The organism is Plesiomonas sp. PI-19, assembly GCF_021368255.1.
GTDB lineage: Bacteria > Pseudomonadota > Gammaproteobacteria > Enterobacterales > CAMTGL01 > Plesiomonas > Plesiomonas shigelloides.
Genome location: NZ_JAJNMQ010000001.1, coordinates 1,290,454 through 1,308,404, shown reverse-complemented (window position 1 = coordinate 1,308,404; position 17,951 = coordinate 1,290,454). Strand labels below are relative to the sequence as shown.

The following is a 17,951-nucleotide window of genomic DNA, read 5'->3' as shown; positions in this document are numbered from 1 at the left end:
GCCCTCTCATTCCAAACCGTAAGTAACCCTTTGACTGGTTATACGACAGGATAGTTGTATGTAAAAACAATGGAATGAGAGATTAGTTAAAAAAAAGACTGCCAGAGGCAGTCTTTTATTCTAAATTGATAGCTTAATCACAAATACTGACCGGCACGCAGCGCTTCAATACGCTTGTCCAGTGAAGGATGGCTCATAAACAGCTCGCTAAAGCTCTTCTTACCGCCATTGATACCGAAGGCCATCATGGAGCCCTGCATTTGCGGCTCATAGCTGGTTTTCAGACGCTCCAGCGCCGCCACCATCTTGTCACGGCCCACTAATTTGGCAGAGCCCGCATCAGCATGGAATTCGCGGTAACGGGAGAACCACATCGCGATAATGCTCGCCAAAATACCGAACACCAACTCCAGCACCATGCTGACCGCAAAGTAGATCATCGGGTTACCGTTGCTGCTCTCTTCCTCATCGCTGTTAGACAGGAAGCCTGCAGCGACTTGGGCGATGATACGAGAGATAAAGATCACAAAGGTGTTCAGCACGCCCTGAATCAGGGTCATGGTCACCATGTCACCGTTCGCCACGTGGCTCACTTCGTGTGCCAGCACCGCTTCCGCTTCATCACGGGTCATGTTCTGCAACAAGCCGGAGCTTACCGCTACCAGCGAGTTATTACGGCTTGGACCTGTGGCAAACGCGTTAATGTCCATCGATGGATAAATCGCCACCTGTGGCATGGCAATACCAGATTGCTGTGCCTGATGACGGATAGTTTCGACCAACCAACGCTCCACTTCGTTGGACGGCTGCTCAATCACCTCTCCCCCGACGGAACGCAGAGCCATCCACTTGGAGAGCATCAGAGAGACCAGTGAACCACCGAAGCCGAACAAGCCAGCCATAATCGCCAGACCGGCAACACTGCTGGACTGAATACCGGTCAGACTCAACACCAAACCAAAGACCAGCATCACTGCTAGGTTGGTTAATAAAAACAATGCAATACGCATCATAACTGCTACTTCCTTAGACTCTCAGTTAGGGGGTGTTGATGGGATAATATGGGATGAATGTCATCTTTCAAGGGGTGATGACATATTTTTTTGCATTTTACCGATCTATATCAATGCAAAAGTGCGCACAACTAGATGTGCATCACGTTATCTTCAAATGAAATGAGCTATGTCACGCTCTACGACTATAGTCTTATTGCCGAAGTACACTTGGTGCACGATAGTTATGGATACCGATACTATTCATGCCAGCGTGAGCATCATTCATCTTGCTGGCATGCTTGAACTGTTTGCACTCGCCTCTCTTCGTGCGTTTCTTGATGAGGACTTACTCGTAAAAGATAGCCGCAAGAGATAGCCGATACACAGTGTATGGAATACTGAATAAGGAGCAGATTATGGCAGACAAAGAGAACTATCTGGTTGCGATCGATATTTTGCGCTGCCATCTGGGGAAAAGTTACGAAGAAGCCTGCGAAGTCCTTGGACTAGACGCCGGTGTTGGACACCGCCTTCGAGAACAATCCACCGGATCTGACAACGGATACACCGCCTCTGCCGAGTGATCACCCACAAGAGTGATACTCACATCCTCCAGAGATTAGCTTCGCAATAAAAAACACCGCCCACAAGAGCGGTGTTTTTTTATGTCACTCAATCAGCATCAGAGCCTGTTTATTCTGCTCTGCATGTATAACTACTTAACCCAACAATGGTGTTAAATCGATATACTTACCCAATTGCTGTTTTTCTGGGCGAGAAATATACGGGATTTCACCCAGCTGTGGAGCCGGCATCCGGCAACGCAATGTCTGGATAATCTCGGCATAGTGCATCAAGCATGGGTTGACGCGGTTTGCCACCCATCCCACCAGCTCCAGACCATCATTTGCGATACTCTGCGCAGTTAAAATGGCATGGTTCAAACAGCCCAGCTTGATACCAACCACCATGATGACCGGCATGCGTTCAGCAATAACCCACTCATTTAAACTTTGCGTGTCAGATACGGGGACTTGCCAACCGCCACACCCTTCCACCAATACGCAATCGGCTTGTTGCTCTAACGCTCGCAGACCTTGGCTCAGGTGGTCAAATTCAATATTGATACCGTCAATTTTGGCCGCAATATGCGGTGAGGCCGGTTCACGCAATGCAATCGGGTTAACCTGCGCATAGCTCAGTTCAACATTTGCGGATTGCTGCAATACCAACGCATCCGAATTTCGCAGCCCTTCGGCAGTTTCAGTACAGCCTGATGCAATTGGCTTGTAGCCTGCTACTTTACGTCCCATTCCAGCAGCAGCCTGCATTAATGCGCGGCTTGCCACTGTCTTTCCTACTTCAGTGTCAGTGCCGGTAATAAAAAAACGTTCACTCATTAACAATCACTCCACAACAGACCTCATAGCTGGCTGGAAGCATGGTCTGATGTTCAAATCTTTCGCGATAGCGTTGTTCCAGTTCAGCCAGTTGTTGCTTACCGCCAAGCCCGGGATTCCGTTCACCGTGCCGGTGGTTGGCGCCGATAGCCTTCAGGTCTCGCATTAAAGCAACAACACCGGGATACATCACTTTTTTGTGGGAGAAGTTTAGGTGATAGTGCCGAATGCCTGCTTGCGCCAGCGCAATATTTACTTCGTTTTTACACAAAAAGTGATTTATGTGCTTTTGCTGATCCAATCCCTGCCAAGCGGCTTGTAATTCATGCAACGTGCCTTGCAATAGCGTGCTGAATAACATCAGCCCACCGGGTTTGGTCACTCGGCGACACTCTCGCAGCACCGTAGCCAAATCATCACTCCACTGCATCGCCAAACTGGAAAAGCAGTAGTCGACACTGGCATCCGCTAACGGTAACGCTTCCATATCGGCACAAATATAGCTCGATGCCCGTCCTTCACTACGGGCAAAATCCAGCATGCCCTCGGCCAAATCTAGCGCGATCACATGCAATCCGCGTTCGCGCCATAACTGGCTGAAATAACCGGTACCACTGCCGATATCCAGTAAAACCTGCTCGTTTAATTTAGTCTGTGAAGGAAGCGATGCCATCTGCATCAACTCATGCCCGACTTCACGTTGCAAGGCCGCGGCGCTGTCATAACTTCCCGCGGCGCGACTAAAGCGGTTTGCAATTTGCGCCTTGTGTACTGAAAGCGTTGGCAGAAGATCCGGAGTCAATGTCATCGTTAATGGCTTATTCACGGCATGTCTCTTTGTGCAAGTTACAAGTTGCAGCATCATGCAGTGCTGCTAATAGCTGTTCGACATCATCGTGACTGTGCGCAGCGGTCAAGGTGATACGCAGGCGGGCAGTACCTGGCGGTACCGTTGGCGGACGGATGGCTGGCGCCCAAATGCCGCGCTGTTGCAGATAACGCGCCAGCTGCAAAGCCTGTGCATTATCACCAATCACTAACGGCTGGATCGGCGTACTGGAAGCGAACAAGTGATACGGTAAATCAGCGCACCCGTCACGAAACTGAGCAATCAGCCCCTTGAGATACGCACGTTCATCTTCTGCCTGTTGTAAAACCTGCAACGCCGCTGACAACGCACATGCCTGAGCAGGCGGCATCGCCGTGCTATAAATCAAATGCCGCGAATATTGCACCAGATAATCCGCTACAACCTGCGAGCACAATACTGCCGCCCCGCTCACGCCCCATGCTTTGCCAAACGTCACCACCTGCAAATGCGGACGCACTCCTGCCGCCATGCAGCTGCCTTGCCCCTGTGGCCCCACGATGCCAGTGCCGTGGGCATCATCCACCAGCAACCAAGCACCATGACGCTCAGCCAGCGCATGAATGTCACGCAGCGGCGCCTGATCGCCATCCATACTGAACACGCCTTCAGTCACCACCAGACAGCGCCCATCTTGTGGCTTTCCTTGCAGCAATCCCGCTAAGGAATCAAGATCATTGTGACGAAAACGGCGTAGCGTGGCCGGCGATAACATGGCGGCCTCCAGCAAGGAGGCATGTGTCAGCTTATCGGCGAGGATCAGATCACCTGCGGCGCACAAGGCGTGAATTACCGCCTGATTGGCGCTAAAACCACTGACAAACAGCAGCGCCCGTTCGTATCCCAGCCACTCGGCTAATTGTTGTTCTAGATTGGCATGCGCCTCGGTGTAGCCAGACACGTGCCCCGACGCACCACTGCCGACGCCATAGCGTTTGGCCCCCTCTTGCCATGCCGCCACAATCTGCGGATGCTGGCTCAAGCCAAGATAATCATTGGCGGCGAAATTGAGCCGGATCTGAGTCGCCGAAACCTCATTCTGACTCACCGTCACCTGACTGCGACTACCGCTGTGATTAACCACGCGCTCACGCCACAGCCCTTGCGCGCGTCGCTCATCCAGCGCAGTTTGAAGCGAACTGTCCCACGGGGACGGTATCGAGCATGGTGCGCGATATTCCCCCTGATGTGGCTCGCACGGGTCTTGAGCTAAGTGATGTTGTTCTTGCATTAGCTGTTTGTCCTGCCTGATCCGCTTGATTACAGCGCCGCGTTGTAAAACAGCGCGTTCTCTTGCTGCATGTCCTGCTGCATGTTTTGCTGCAATAAGGCTTCGGCGATCTCATCGGCTTGCGCGGTAGTGCCTTGCGCTGTTTGCACGGCTTGAGTATTGATTCCCAAGCGCTGGAAAAGCTGTCGATCTTTGTCTTCCGCAGGATTTGGTGTAGTCAGTAATTTGCAGCCGTAGAACACCGAGTTAGCACCGGCCATAAAGCACAGCGCCTGCATTTGCTCGTTCATTTTTTCACGGCCAGCGGATAAGCGCACATGTGAGCGTGGCATCATGATGCGCGCAACGGCGATGGTGCGAATAAACTCAAACGGATCGAGATCATCAACCTCCGCAAGTGGGGTTCCCGCCACTTTCACCAACATGTTGATTGGCACACTTTCTGGGTGTCGCGGTAAGTTCGCCAGTTGCACCAGCAAACCGATGCGATCAGCGGCCTGCTCCCCCATGCCGACAATACCGCCGGAGCAAACTTTCATACCGGCCGCACGCACATGCTCTAACGTATGCAAGCGATCATCGTAGGTTCGCGTGGTGATGATTTCTTGATAAAATTCCGGAGAGGTATCCAGATTGTGGTTGTAGTAATCTAACCCTGCCTCGGCCAACGTTTTAGCCTGACCAGATGTCAACATGCCGAGCGTCATGCAAGTTTCCAGCCCTAGCGATTTGACACCCTCAACCATTTTGACCAGATACGGCATATCCCGCTCTTTCGGGTTTTTCCATGCCGCTCCCATACAAAAACGGGTCGAACCTGCGGCCTTGGCTTGCCGGGCGGTTTCTAGCACTTTTTCAACTTCCATCAAACGCTCGGCTTCTACACCTGTCTGATAACGCGCGCTTTGCGGACAGTACTTACAATCCTCCGGACAGGCGCCAGTCTTGATAGAAAGCAACGTACTGACCTGAACTTGATTCGGTTCAAAATAGCGGCGGTGTACCTGTTGCGCCTGAAACAGCAAATCCATAAACGGCAGCGCAAACAGGTCGGCAACCTCTTGCGCTCGCCAATCGTGACGTACTGACATCGTATGCTCCGTGCATGAAATTCAGTAAAAATAATTTTGGCTAGTGTAGTGAGCGGCGATAGACTGTCAATTTGATAAGTTATTATTAGTTTACAGAAGATTAAATAATGAGCTTTAACGCAAGCGCTATTTCTGATGCTGACATGCAGTTTGATCGCCAACATATCTGGCATCCTTACACCTCAATGCGCGATCCGCTGCCTTGTTACCCCGTCACGCAAGCCCACGGCAATCGCCTAACATTGGGCAATGGGCAAATCTTGGTTGATGGTATGTCCTCATGGTGGGCGGCCATTCACGGCTATAACCATCCACAACTGAATCAGGCCGTACACACGCAGTTAGAATCCATGTCGCACGTCATGTTTGGTGGGATCACCCACCAACCCGCGATCGATCTGTGCCGACAACTGGTTGCCATGACGCCCGACGCGCTGGAGTGTGTGTTTTTAGCTGATTCGGGTTCAGTCGCCGTTGAAGTGGCGATGAAGATGGCGTTGCAATACTGGCAAGCCAAGCAGGCCACCAACGCAGAGTCGGCTTTCAATCGCCACCGTTTTTTAACCATCGCACATGGCTATCATGGCGATACCTTCGGCGCGATGTCAGTTTGCGATCCACAAAACTCGATGCACAGTTTGTATAGCGGCATTTTGCCGCAGCATCTGTTTGCCCCAGCGCCACAGTGCCGTTTCGCTGACACATGGCAAGCGCAGGATATTGCGCCCTTCGCCACCTTGCTCAAACAACACCATGAAGAAATTGTCGCCGTTATTTTAGAGCCGATCGTACAAGGGGCTGGCGGGATGCGGATGTACCACCCGCAATACTTGCGTGAAGTACGTAAGCTATGTGATGAATTTGGCATCTTGCTGATTGCCGACGAAATTGCGACCGGATTTGGTCGCACGGGGCGGCTTTTTGCCTGCGAACATGCCGAGGTCACACCCGATATTTTGTGCTTAGGCAAAGCGTTGACCGGTGGCTATATGACGCTCTCCGCCACTCTCACCACGCGTCAGATCGCCGATACCATCAGCAGTGGTAGCGCCGGTTGTTTCATGCACGGGCCAACCTTTATGGCTAACCCGCTCGCCTGCGCCGTTGCATCGGCAAGTCTGGCGTTACTGACCAGCGGCAGCTGGCAAGCGGATGTGCAGCGTATCGAAGCGGTGATCAAGGCCGATTTGCAGCCGTTAAGCACACATCATGCGGTTGCGGATGTGCGAGTGCTCGGCGCGATCGGTGTGGTGGAGATGCGCCAACCGGTGAACATGGCGCGGTTACAGGCCGAATTTGTGCGCCTCGGGGTGTGGATCCGTCCGTTTGGGCGCTTAATCTATGTGATGCCACCCTACATGTCACCGACAGAAGATGTGCACCGTTTAACTGCGGCTATACATGCGGTGATTGAGCAAGGCCTCTGAGGCCATCAACCGCAAGCCCTTTTTCTACAGCAGCAAATACGGCACGTATCTAATACGTAGCAGTATTCGCTGTTTACAGTTGTTAACCACTTGAAATTTCGGTCTTAAAACTTAGCCTTTAAAATAGAAGAGTTGATATCGAGGCGTTTGAGGTTTAACCGTGAGTACTTCGGTTGCTTGGGTATTGATGTTTAGATATTGGGGGTCTTGTAGCACGCAATATATAGCATCACATATTTATCCCCGCTTATGCTCGGCTCGAATTAAAAATAAAGCTCACACAACTGACTGAAATGCATGTTTATTTCACTTTCACTACCAATAACACCAGCACATATTCTTTTTAATTATAACACTCTCAGCGATTAATTTTAAATCGCACATTTATAGAATGTAATGCGCGCATTTCCCCTCGGGTTCATTTATCAGATCTTAAGTCTTTCACTTTCGTTTTACGCATATGCACGCAAGGCATATTCATACAGAATAATTCGCTTTAAAAAATCCGTTTTAGCAAAAACAACAGGTCATACCAGCTTACTGACGTGTATTTATTCTAAAAACAACAATTACAAGATAACTATTTCAGACTCATCACTTTATGTCGCTGTTTAAAATATCTTTTTCGCATTTCTTGACGGCTATCAATTGCCTTTATTCTAGAATGCGATGTAACATCAAAATAACATCAGCATTCCTGAATATTATTTTTGGTGGCTGACTGTTATGCCGGTAAAGAGGTATTCAGGCGTTCTGAATCTTCCCACACAACCTGCTCAGACAGGTCATAACAGCCCGGTCATGCTGAGTAATTAATGGAAGGACTTCCATTCAAATAGCCTGGTATTCTAAGGAGAGAAGCATGGGTTACTTTATTACCGGCGCTACAGGTTTTATCGGCCGTTTTTTGCTGGAAAAACTTGCTCACCGTAACGGTAATTTATATTGTCTGGTGCGTTCGGAAGCGGCAGCAGAAAAATTACAGCAAACCGCCGCTAATCTGAATATCGCCCCTGAACGCATCCACGCGGTCTATGGCGATATCACTGAGCCACTCTTGGGTTTGAGCGCCGAACAGGTGCAAGTGCTGCAGGGAAAAATCACCCATTTCTTCCATCTCGCTGCGCTGTACGATCTAGATGCCAAAACCGAAGTTCAGATTGACGCCAATGTGGCCGGCACTCGTAACGCAATTGCCTGCGCCGAGAAACTCAAAGCCGGTTGCTTCCACCATACCAGTTCGATTGCTGCGGCTGGCCTGTACCGTGGCTGCTTTGATGAAACCATGTTTGATCAAGCCGAACATCTAGACTCACCCTATTTTCTGACCAAACATCTGGCCGAGCGAGCTGTGCGCGAAGAGTGCCGTATTCCGTGGCGAATTTATCGCCCTGGGATTGTGGTTGGCCACTCCAAAACCGGTGAAGCAGACCGCGTTAACGGGCCCTATTTCTTCTTCAAGTTCTTGCAGCGGATCCGCAATGCCCTGCCCAGCTGGATGCCGTTACTCGGCATCGAAGGCGGACGCATCAATATTGTGCCGGTCGATTTCGTGGTTAATGCCATGGATCATCTGGCGCACCTGCCAGACTTAGACGGCCAATGTTTCCACCTGACCGACAGCCGCCCATTCCGCACCGGTGAAGTGCTGAATATTTTCTCCGAAGCCGGACACGGGCCGAAAATGGTGCTGCGTTTTAACTCGCGCCTGTTCAATCTGATCCCCGGTCATCTGATGGGGATGCTGTGTAACTATCCACCCGTACAGCGCATTAGCCATTTGCTGCTGGCGGAGTACGGCATTCCTGCCTCGGCGTTATCGCTGATTAACTACCCAACCCGCTTCGATAACCGCCGTACACAAAAGCTGCTGGAGCCTGCGGGGATCCGATGTCCTTCTCTGGATAGCTACGCACCGCAAATCTGGGATTATTGGGAGCGTAACCTCGACCCCGATCTGTTTATCGACCAAATTCTGCACGAACAGCTGCACAACAAAGTGGTGCTGCTCACCGGCGGTAGCTCAGGAATTGGTTTGGCAACCGCCATTCGGTTAGCGCCAACCGGAGCCCATCTATTACTGGTGGCACGTAAAGCCGAACAGTTAGAGGAAGCTCGTGCCGCCGTAGAGCAAGCGGGTGGCCGCGCGACTTGCTATATCTGCGATTTGTCCGATTCTGCCGCCTGTGATGTGCTGATCCAGCGTATTCACGAAGAGCATCATAAAGTGGATGTGCTGATTAACAACGCGGGACGTTCGATTCGTCGCTCAGTGGCCGACTCTTATGATCGTTTCCACGATTTTGAGCGCACCATGGCGATTAACTACTTTGGTGCGCTCCGTTTGATTCTCGGCTGCCTGCCGAAAATGGATGAGCAGCGCAATGGCCACATTATCAACATTTCCTCGATTGGCGTACTGACCAACTCGCCGCGCTTTAGTGCTTATGTGGCATCGAAAGCGGCGCTGGAGTCGTTCTGCCGCTGCGCAGCATCCGAGTATTCCGATCGTGGAGTGCGTTTTACCACCATTAACATGCCACTGGTGAAAACGCCGATGATTGCGCCAACACGGATTTACGACACCGTGCCGACCCTCACGCCAGAAGATGCGGCCAACATGGTGGTCGATGCCATCGTACACAAGCCAAAACGCATCGCGACCAAACTGGGCATTTTTGGCGCGGTCATCCACTCGCTGTCGCCGCGGATGGCGGAAGTGATCATGAACATCGCGTTTCGCATGTTCCCAGATTCTGCCGATAAAGGCGGCGAATTGCCCGATAAAAATCAGCAACAAGAGATGATCGCCTTTGCCGCTATGCTACGTGGTATTCATTTCTGATGGCCGGGAAACCGGCCTTCAAAGGACCTGAACAGACTGAGTAAAACAACAATCAGTAAAAAACTCTCTGTAAAACAATAAGGAACAGAACATGAAACTGAACGAAACCCATGTTTATGCCTGCTCACCAGAACAGCTACTGCCATACTTTACTGATCCCGAGCGTGTCGTCGCCAAATATCAGGGGCTGAAAGCAGACAAAGTACGCGTCATGGACCACGAAGTTGACGGTGACAGTGTCACTATCGCCACCAGCCGTGACATGAAAAACAACGCCCCAGCAATGCTGCGTAGCGTGCTGGGGGACAGCAATCGCCTACAGCAATATGAACAGTGGCAACTGCAGGAAAACCATTACCAGTGCCGCATCAAAGTAGAGTTAGTGGGAATTCCGGTTTCCATCGAAGGCACCTTGCTGATCACGCCAACTGCCGAAGGCTGTCAGAACCAAATTGCGCTGGATATCAGCTGTGGGATCCCATTTATTGGCGGCAAAGTCACCGACTATATCGTGCGCGATTGCCGTGCCTTGATGCAATCTGAATATCGCTATCTGCAACAGCAGATCAGTGCTGATATCACCACGGCCTGATTATGGGGACTCGTGAGCGCATTTTGGATCACAGTCTGCTGCTGTTCAACCAGCGCGGTGTTGCTTGGGTGACTACCCTCGATATCGCTACGGAAATGAACATCAGCCCCGGTAATCTCTATTACCATTACCACGGCAAAGAAGAGCTGGTGTTGCCACTGTTAGCTGAATTTCAGTTGGCCATTGATCGGCTCAATCGCAACATCAGTAGCGATGTGCAAACGCTGGATGACTGCCTCCCCTTGCTTTACACGTTGCTTGGGGTGTGCCGTCATTACCGCTTTATCTTGCGGGACCAAAACTTTTTTCTGCAAGAGGGTGCTGGCGTATCGGCTCACTTACCGCGCAAATGGCGACGCGTTCTGCGCAGTTTGCAGGAGTTTAGTCATCATTTGATTGCACGATTTGGCCCATATTTACACGAGGATGAACAGCAATTATTGGCGGATAATCTGGTGTTGATGGGGCTAAGTTGGTTGTGTTTTGAGCCGCATCTGACTCATCACACCGTCACCGACATGAGCAAAAACGCCCAGCCAGAAGCCCGCAGCCCAGCACAGAGCGAATGGTTAGCGGAAGATGAAGAGATGCTGATTCAAACTGGGATCAGACGGCTGACCGCCGTGCTGACCCCTTATCTTTCTTTGTCAGCCGCTCGCGCATGCTCGGCAGACGCTCGTTGAAGGTGTGCGGCAGCAAATGCCGCGCACCGATTCATCGCCTCTTGAGACTCAGGTAGCAACTGAAATAGCGGGAACACATGCGGCATTCCCGGCCAAACGGTTAAATCCACCACCCCACGCTGTTCACGCACGCGCGCCGCTACGCGCACTGAGTCATCCATCAATATTTCCAGTGAGCCGACATGAATCATCATCGGTGCTAACTGATGCAAATCAGCATACACCGGCGAAATCAGCGGCTCACAAGGCAATTTTCCCTGCAAATAGCTATTTCGCATCAGCAATAACGAGCCTAAATCGAAAAATGGGTCTTCGTTACGCATGAAAAACGCCGAAGGGCTATTAAGCGCCATATCAGTTGCGGGTGAGAACAAGATCCCACACGCCGGCTGCGCCATATTGTGCTCACGAATTTGCAGCAAGGTAGTCAGCACCAAATTTCCGCCCGCGGAATCCCCGGCCAAAATAATTTGGGATGGCAAAATCCCCTGCTCAAGCAAGCCGCGGTAAACCTGAAAACAGTCTTCAACTGCTGCCGGATAAGGAAACTCGGGGGATAAGCGGTAATCCACCATGATGCCGCGCGCATGGCAGACTTCCGCCAGTTTACCGAGTAACGAGAAATGCAATGCCGAGGCTTTCAGACAAAAACCGCCACCGTGGAAAAACAGCAACACGGTTTGCCCGACCGGCTGACCAGTGGTGATCCAGTCACAAGGCACCCCGTTAATGGTATCAGGGATCGCCTCTAACGAGGCTGGACTAGACACATAATGGCTCATGTTATCTAGCCCACTGATCACCGCCCGCAGCTCGGCCACGTTATCGCAGCGTTGCAGGCGGGCACGCATTGCCTGTGCCAGCAGTTTATTCAGCGCTTTCGAACTCCAGCTTGGCATGTTCACTCCTTGGTGAGCGGTTTATCACTCGACAGGAAACTCCACCGCCTTTTGCCGGACCACTTTGGCCACTTCACTTAAGGTCGCCTGCTCCAGCGCCGCCAGCGATTCTTTCAGGTATTGCCCAATCACATCAAAGCCCGGTAGCGAACGCCGGCAACACACGAAGCCAAAATTGAGATGACCGGCATAACTGAGCAAGGTGATGTTCAGGGTTTGCCCCGGTAACAGCAGCGACAGCGGATAGACATCCTCCACCTTGGCACCGCAGAAATAGAGGGTTTCCTTCACCCCTGGCACGTTAGAGATCAGCATGTTGGTGGCAGGCGGCAAGTAGTGATTGAGCCCTAACCGGCCTGACAGCAACGAGAGCGCATTGACCAAAATCGCATACTGATAATAAGCGTCTGGGTGCAGCTCTAAGGCCTGATACTTGATGCCTTCGGTCGAGTTACGCACGGAGTGCAAACGGCGCAGCGGCGGATCATCACTGCGCCCCATCTCGACCAATCCGAGGGTCATTTTATTGGTGACACCCGTTTCATTACCGGCACCATGTCGCAAATTGAGCGGCATCAATGCCACCAGCGGTTTTTGCTCTTTCCAGTTATGCGCCTGCAGATAACGATGCAGCGCCATATCGCACACCGTCAGCACCACATCATTCATGGTAACGCCGGTGAGTTTGGCAATTTGGTTAAAGCGATGCTGCGGTAAACTAACCAAAGTCACCCGCCGAGCCCGCTCTGGACTGAGGTTAAACGGCGTATGCGGCGCGGTAAACGGCATTTTCAGCCCCAATCCGCTGCCGGCATTGGCGCGTAAAAATCCGGAGCACAGCTTGAGCAACCCCAGTGATGCTTTGGATTGCTTCAGCCATAAATCAGGGTTAAGCAGGCTTTGCAACAGCGCCTGTTTATGTTGCTGACGTTCGGTGACATCCGGTTGTTCGGTAGTCGCCCAGAACGGAACAAATTCAGTTTGTGTCGGATCAGTTTGACAGCTACGCATAAACAATTTGGACGCACGAACACCGTCGGCCAACGAATGATGCAGCTTGAACAGTACCGCCACTTTGCCATCTTTCAGGCCATCAATAATCCAGACTTCCCATAAGGGACGACTGCGATCCAGCACGTAGCTATGTATACGGGATACCAGCTCCAACAGCTGATAATGATCGCCGGGCTCAGGCAAGCTGGAGCGCCGGATATGGTAGGACAGATCCACATATTTCGCGGCCTGCCAACGGGGTAAGTGTGTCAGCCCCAGATCTAAAACCCGGTCAAACGGGCTTTGCACCGGCCCACCACGTAGCATTGATTGGTGAAGATGAGCCGCATAATCCGATTGTTCAGCCGGAGGGCTGACAATCATCAGACCTGAAATGTGCAAGGGCGTAGTATTGTTTTCAAACACGACAAAACCCAAGTCGAGTAATGAGAGTGTCGCCATGAAAAAGCCTCCTTTACTGCCTGTACTGCGCGTACTGCTGTAGTCCTGTAGATGACTGGGTTTTCGCCCTGTAGGCTCGTACCTGAGCCGCTACCCTTTCACGTCTTGTACTTTGATACTTCTCTTAGTGCTAATTTTAGTGCTTTTGTTGGTGCTTAGTGTGCTGATGAGCAGCATGTGTGGCGCGACATTAACCTTGAATAACCTTGAATAAATGGGTATTTAACCCACTAAAACCACGTTCAGGTTAAACCGCTGTCACGCCACCAATCATGCGTCGATCAGGCTGGAACATCGGCATTATTTACGCGCCGCCGCCAGTTTCTCTACACGCTCGGTCAATGCCGCCAGTTTGTCATCCAAAGATGTTAACTGGGCAGGATCAACCCCGCTCAGACGGGTAAACAGATTCTGTACCCGCTGTTCGACCGCCACACTGCTGGCGAGCGTGTCATCCACTTGCTGGCGTGTTTTCTGCTCAACATCACGCCCTAAATCGACCAACTTCTCAAACATGCTTTCGGCTTTACCGTCCAGAGACTGCGCCTCCTGTAAGCTCATGCTGTAAACGCCCAGCCCAGCTAACCAGATATTACGGGCCAACAGGTCATCCTCAGCATCAGACTCAGCCGGAGCATTGTGTGCAACATAGTGTTCCATGATAACCTCCTGTGCAGAACCTGCGCCGGGCAGGCCGGTACACGCTCAGACCTTATTTCACCGGGGTTTCTGGTACTTTACCAACTACGCGCTTGGCTGCCGCCGTTTTAGCATCAGCATGCTCTTCTTTCACGGTCTCTTTCACTGCCTCTTTGGCTGGCTCTTTCTCCGCTTTCACATCAGCGGTTTCCTGCGCAGCCTGCTGAGCTTCCAGCGCGGCGATCACTTCAGTCAGACGATCCAATTTCTCTTCCATACCTTGCAGTACAGACACTTCCAGACCGGTAAAACGCTGCACTTGGTAATGCAGTTGCTGCTGCATCGCACTGCGAGTTTGCTCTGCGGTTTTCTCCACACGCTCTTTGGTCTGAGCTTCAACTTCGCGGCCGCGGAAAACCAGCTCGTCAAACATGCAACGCCCTTTCTCAGACAGCGACGTGACTTCTTGCATGCTCTTCGCATAGGCACCTAAACCTGCCAGCCAGATTTTACGGGCAACCGCTTCCTGCTCATTGGCATTGCCTGCTTCGTCTTTGGCAAAACCGATATTTAAAATACGCTTTAACATACACGCCTCCTAATGACTGCCTTTATTCCCGTTGTACTGGTCAGAGCTCTTGCTCTGATTTAAGCGTACGCAAGTCAATTAGAAGAAACATTCTAAACAGGCCGAAAAAGCATGATCTGCATCAAAATATGTCGCATTCATCGTCAGATGAAAAATATTGGCGAAATTACAGTGAAAAACGTGAAATCAAGAGCCGTTTTAACCATTTCGCCAATATTGATAGCGCAGAGCTTAGCGTTAATGAACCTCGCATTAACCAACCTAGCGCGAATTAAAACAGGCCTCTAATTGCTGCTCTATCCCACGTTGAATGCTGTCAGCAAACGGTAAATAAAACAGCCCCAAGCGAATATTGATCACAACCGAATCATCGGACAACTTGAGGTAACCCGATGCGCCCGGATGACGAAATATCAGATCCTGCTCACGCCATTGCCAGCTAATCTGATATTTACCGGCAATTTCTTCGGCCACGGTCTGGCTGATATTTCTGGCTTTTTCCATCCCCAGGCTATGTGTTCTTTTTATGTATATAGCACTCATTTTATTCCTTCATGAGTTATATCAGATTAATTATGGTGGACTTTATATAAACAAGGTAATCGTTTTTTGACTAAGATTGATATTAACACTATAAAAGTTTAACTGAAGACGCGAGACTGAGAATACACGTCAGGATCAATATTTTAATATTGGTGTCGGCTGAATCGAGACATCCTTTTTCAAAAGGAGAAAGGTATGGATATTCGCAATAAGGTGGTGTTAATCACAGGGGCAGCGCGCGGCTTAGGGTTACTGTTTGCCCGTAAAGCAGCCGCCCACGGCGCAAAACTGGTGCTGTGGGATATCAATGAGGCCGCCCTTAACGCGACCGCCGATGATTTTGCTGCAGAAGGCCACACTGTACTGCATCATGTGGTGGATGTGAGTAATCTCAATGCGATACAAGCATCGGCGCAAGATGTGATTAACCAATTTGGTGGCGTTGATATTCTGTTCAACAATGCGGGGATCATTGTCGGTAAACCATTCTGGGAGCACTCGCACCGCGAAATTAACCAAACCTTGGCGATCAACACCAATGCCTTGATGCATATCTGCCGTGAGTTTCTATCCGGCATGCTCGAAAAAGGCGAAGGCCGGATCGTCAATATTGCCTCTGCGGCTGGGATGGTTTCCAATCCGAAAATGTCTGTGTATTGCGGCAGTAAGTGGGCGGTGATTGGTTGGTCAGATTCGGTGCGACTAGAGCTGGAAATGGCTGGCTACCGCAATATCAAAGTCACGACCGTAACCCCAAGCTATATCGATACCGGAATGTTTGCCGGTGTGAAAGCGCCACTGCTCACTCCGATTCAAAAGCCGGAGGCAGTGGTCGAGAAAGTGTGGGCCGGCATGCTGCGCGGTGATGCGTTTGTCCGCACGCCGGGTATTGTTAACCTGTTGCCGGTGATCAAAGGTCTGTTGCCACGGGCAGCGTTTGACCTTATCTGTGGACATGGCATGGGGATTTACCGCAGCATGGATAAATTCTCCGGCCATAAAACCTGATAATAGCCCGCCAACGCAAGCCAGCTACTCACAGGGGATAACGTCTCTCCTGTGAGTCACTGTGCTCATTATATTCTTCCGACTCGACCTTACTCTTCCAGCTCAACGCTGCTGACGGGGAGCCAACCGCTTTCGCCCAACTGGTTTTCCGCCCAGTACCAGCCATCACATTCGGCCAAAATAAACAGGCGCTCGCAGCAAGTGGTGGTCAGTTCACGGGCAAAATAGTCGACCGTGGTTGATGATATGCCCTCACTTTCCGGTTGTGGGTACAGGAAACTGTCGTGGATCCACCCTTCTTCACCGGTTTCAACGGCGCGCACGCGCCACCACTGAATCGACTGTGGATCTGGATACAGACAGAACACGGCTTCATCGGCGGTCAAGCGCAGCGGTTGTGGATCACGAAGTAAATGCGGCACCGTTACGCGCGCGGATAAACGTTGTCCGGTCAGTGACATATCGGTACCGGTGTATGACGGTGTGACTCTGTTTGGTGTGGCCAAGTCCATCTTTCTCTCCTCCATCATGTCTGCCGAGAGCGCACAAATCCGCGCGCCTAAAAGTCGGCGAAGAGCCTATCCCAGTCAATGTCACTCGCACTGCCAGCTTCATTAGCAACTTGATTAGCTACCAACACGAACACCCCGTTCGTGAGAATTTCGACCATTCGGTCAACGCTAAAATGACAAGTAAAATCGCCCTAATGGGATAGCCTCTAAGACTAATCATCACTGGGATTATCGCTACCCGCTGTACATAAAGCATCCAGCGGCTAGGCATTCCGGCAAGAAAAAGACAAAATTGGAACTGGTATCAAAAGGTGGGGCGTCGGAGGGTGCAACAGAGAAAGTAGAGGGCACAGAGCACGGTAAGAACAGAGGCGGGTTAAGATACGCCCAACCTCTGCTTTAGTCATGAAGACGAGCACGCTTAGAACCGGCGGCAAGCTATAAGCGCCGCACGCCCGTTATTGATAAGCGTGATCGATGTTTGCTATATCACGCTAATGCCGGCTTTAGGCAGATTACAATTTGAAGCGGTGAATAATCTGGTTGGCACTGCCACGCCAGACCAAACCAGGATCAGCTTGCTCTTGCACGAACTTACCATCAACCAAAGCATCGATATACGGGATCACCGCTTGCTGCTCGGGAGTTAATTCTGCCAGCGTGTAACCGGTCCACAGCCAGATATCTTTACCCAGACACTCCGCTTTCACCCGCTTAACCAGCGCCAAAATTGCCGAGACGTTGGCCGGATGCAATGGGTCACCACCCGACAATGACAAACCACGACGACGAATACGCGGATCGTTCAGATCGGCGATGATCTGATCTTCCATCGCCTGCGTAAACGGATGACCAGAATCCGTGCGCCAAGTTGATTGGTTGTAGCAACCGCGACACTGGTGCTCACAGCCAGACACAAACAGCGTGCAGCGAGTGCCTGGGCCGTTAACCACGTCCACGGGATAATATTGATGGTAGTTCACGTTACTCTTTTAACCTTTGCCGATTGAATTTGCCGTTGATGCCCAGCGCTCGGCACTGTTGGCGGCCTTCCGATGGCAAAAATAACACCGGGATACCCTGCCCAACGGGCAATGCATCACCGGTGTTGATATTGAATTGACCACTACGACAATTTTTACTGCTTTTTCCGCTATCGCCGTTTTTGGCGATA

At 51.2% G+C, this 17,951-nt stretch carries 18 protein-coding genes; 6 read left to right on the top strand and 12 right to left on the bottom strand.

All coding sequences use genetic code 11. The features are described 5' to 3' along the window. Window positions 1-137 precede the first annotated feature (137 nt). A complete protein-coding gene (gene htpX / locus LQ901_RS05950; RefSeq protein WP_010863668.1) occupies window positions 138-1,013 on the bottom strand; it encodes a protease HtpX in 876 nt (291 codons plus the stop codon). Window positions 1,014-1,411: 398 nt separating this feature from the next. Here htpX and LQ901_RS05945 point away from each other — a divergent pair, with 398 nt between their 5' ends. Beyond that, entirely contained in the window at window positions 1,412-1,579 is a 168-nt protein-coding gene (locus tag LQ901_RS05945; RefSeq protein ID WP_165807605.1) for a hypothetical protein, read from the top strand. A 135-nt stretch (window positions 1,580-1,714) separates the two neighbouring features. Here LQ901_RS05945 and bioD read toward each other — a convergent pair whose 3' ends face one another. From bioD to bioB, 4 genes are read right to left on the bottom strand one after another with little or no spacing between them, the layout of a single operon-like run. Further along, a complete protein-coding gene (bioD, locus tag LQ901_RS05940; RefSeq protein ID WP_047708490.1) occupies window positions 1,715-2,395 on the bottom strand; it encodes a dethiobiotin synthase in 681 nt (226 codons plus the stop codon). Further along, complete coding sequence (gene bioC, locus LQ901_RS05935; protein WP_064978471.1) at window positions 2,388-3,203, bottom strand: malonyl-ACP O-methyltransferase BioC; 816 nt, start codon at window positions 3,201-3,203, stop codon at window positions 2,388-2,390. Before bioC ends, bioD begins: the two co-directional genes overlap by 8 nt. A gap of 10 nt (window positions 3,204-3,213) precedes the next feature. Further along, window positions 3,214-4,494 (bottom strand): 8-amino-7-oxononanoate synthase, encoded by a 1,281-nt coding sequence (bioF, locus tag LQ901_RS05930; protein WP_233672041.1) that lies wholly within the window; start codon window positions 4,492-4,494, stop codon window positions 3,214-3,216. A gap of 29 nt (window positions 4,495-4,523) precedes the next feature. Continuing rightward, window positions 4,524-5,585, bottom strand: a complete 1,062-nt coding sequence (bioB, locus tag LQ901_RS05925; protein WP_233672040.1) for a biotin synthase BioB — start codon at window positions 5,583-5,585, stop codon at window positions 4,524-4,526. A gap of 128 nt (window positions 5,586-5,713) precedes the next feature. Between bioB and bioA the strand changes: the two genes are divergently transcribed. From bioA to LQ901_RS05905, 4 genes are all read left to right on the top strand, one after another. Further along, window positions 5,714-7,012, top strand: a complete 1,299-nt coding sequence (bioA, locus tag LQ901_RS05920) for an adenosylmethionine--8-amino-7-oxononanoate transaminase (RefSeq protein WP_233672387.1) — start codon at window positions 5,714-5,716, stop codon at window positions 7,010-7,012. Between the two features lie 862 nt (window positions 7,013-7,874). Continuing rightward, window positions 7,875-9,857, top strand: a complete 1,983-nt coding sequence (locus tag LQ901_RS05915; protein WP_233672039.1) for an SDR family oxidoreductase — start codon at window positions 7,875-7,877, stop codon at window positions 9,855-9,857. Window positions 9,858-9,948: 91 nt separating this feature from the next. Beyond that, a complete protein-coding gene (locus LQ901_RS05910; protein ID WP_039044754.1) occupies window positions 9,949-10,449 on the top strand; it encodes a DUF2505 domain-containing protein in 501 nt (166 codons plus the stop codon). Window positions 10,450-10,451: 2 nt separating this feature from the next. Further along, window positions 10,452-11,132: a TetR/AcrR family transcriptional regulator gene (locus LQ901_RS05905; RefSeq protein WP_233672038.1), complete on the top strand. Its 681-nt coding sequence runs from the start codon at window positions 10,452-10,454 to the stop codon at window positions 11,130-11,132. Here the strand turns inward: LQ901_RS05905 and LQ901_RS05900 are convergent. The 5 genes from LQ901_RS05900 to LQ901_RS05880 form a co-directional block, all read right to left on the bottom strand. Continuing rightward, entirely contained in the window at window positions 11,084-12,031 is a 948-nt protein-coding gene (locus LQ901_RS05900; RefSeq protein WP_064977764.1) for an alpha/beta hydrolase, read from the bottom strand. The genes LQ901_RS05905 and LQ901_RS05900 overlap by 49 nt on opposite strands. A 24-nt stretch (window positions 12,032-12,055) precedes the next feature. Beyond that, window positions 12,056-13,486, bottom strand: coding sequence for a wax ester/triacylglycerol synthase family O-acyltransferase (locus tag LQ901_RS05895; RefSeq protein WP_010863679.1), 1,431 nt, complete (start codon window positions 13,484-13,486; stop codon window positions 12,056-12,058). A gap of 300 nt (window positions 13,487-13,786) precedes the next feature. Further along, window positions 13,787-14,146, bottom strand: coding sequence for a phasin family protein (locus LQ901_RS05890; RefSeq protein WP_010863680.1), 360 nt, complete (start codon window positions 14,144-14,146; stop codon window positions 13,787-13,789). Between the two features lie 52 nt (window positions 14,147-14,198). Then, window positions 14,199-14,714: a phasin family protein gene (locus LQ901_RS05885; RefSeq protein WP_112866191.1), complete on the bottom strand. Its 516-nt coding sequence runs from the start codon at window positions 14,712-14,714 to the stop codon at window positions 14,199-14,201. A gap of 261 nt (window positions 14,715-14,975) precedes the next feature. Further along, window positions 14,976-15,257: a polyhydroxyalkanoic acid system family protein gene (locus LQ901_RS05880; RefSeq protein ID WP_036769771.1), complete on the bottom strand. Its 282-nt coding sequence runs from the start codon at window positions 15,255-15,257 to the stop codon at window positions 14,976-14,978. A gap of 195 nt (window positions 15,258-15,452) precedes the next feature. Between LQ901_RS05880 and LQ901_RS05875 the strand changes: the two genes are divergently transcribed. Continuing rightward, on the top strand, window positions 15,453-16,265 hold the full coding sequence (locus LQ901_RS05875; protein ID WP_233672037.1) for an SDR family oxidoreductase: 813 nt from the start codon (window positions 15,453-15,455) through the stop codon (window positions 16,263-16,265). 89 nt (window positions 16,266-16,354) lie between these two features. On the opposite strand, the gene LQ901_RS05870 is transcribed toward LQ901_RS05875, so the two are convergent. Both LQ901_RS05870 and nrdG read right to left on the bottom strand, forming a co-directional pair. Beyond that, complete coding sequence (locus tag LQ901_RS05870) at window positions 16,355-16,777, bottom strand: Myosin-1 (RefSeq protein ID WP_010863684.1); 423 nt, start codon at window positions 16,775-16,777, stop codon at window positions 16,355-16,357. A 515-nt stretch (window positions 16,778-17,292) separates the two neighbouring features. Then, window positions 17,293-17,760 carry an anaerobic ribonucleoside-triphosphate reductase-activating protein gene (nrdG, locus tag LQ901_RS05865; protein ID WP_152137002.1) on the bottom strand — a complete coding sequence of 156 codons (468 nt, stop codon included), beginning with the start codon at window positions 17,758-17,760 and terminating at the stop codon, window positions 17,293-17,295. Between the last annotated feature and the right edge of the window lie 191 nt (window positions 17,761-17,951).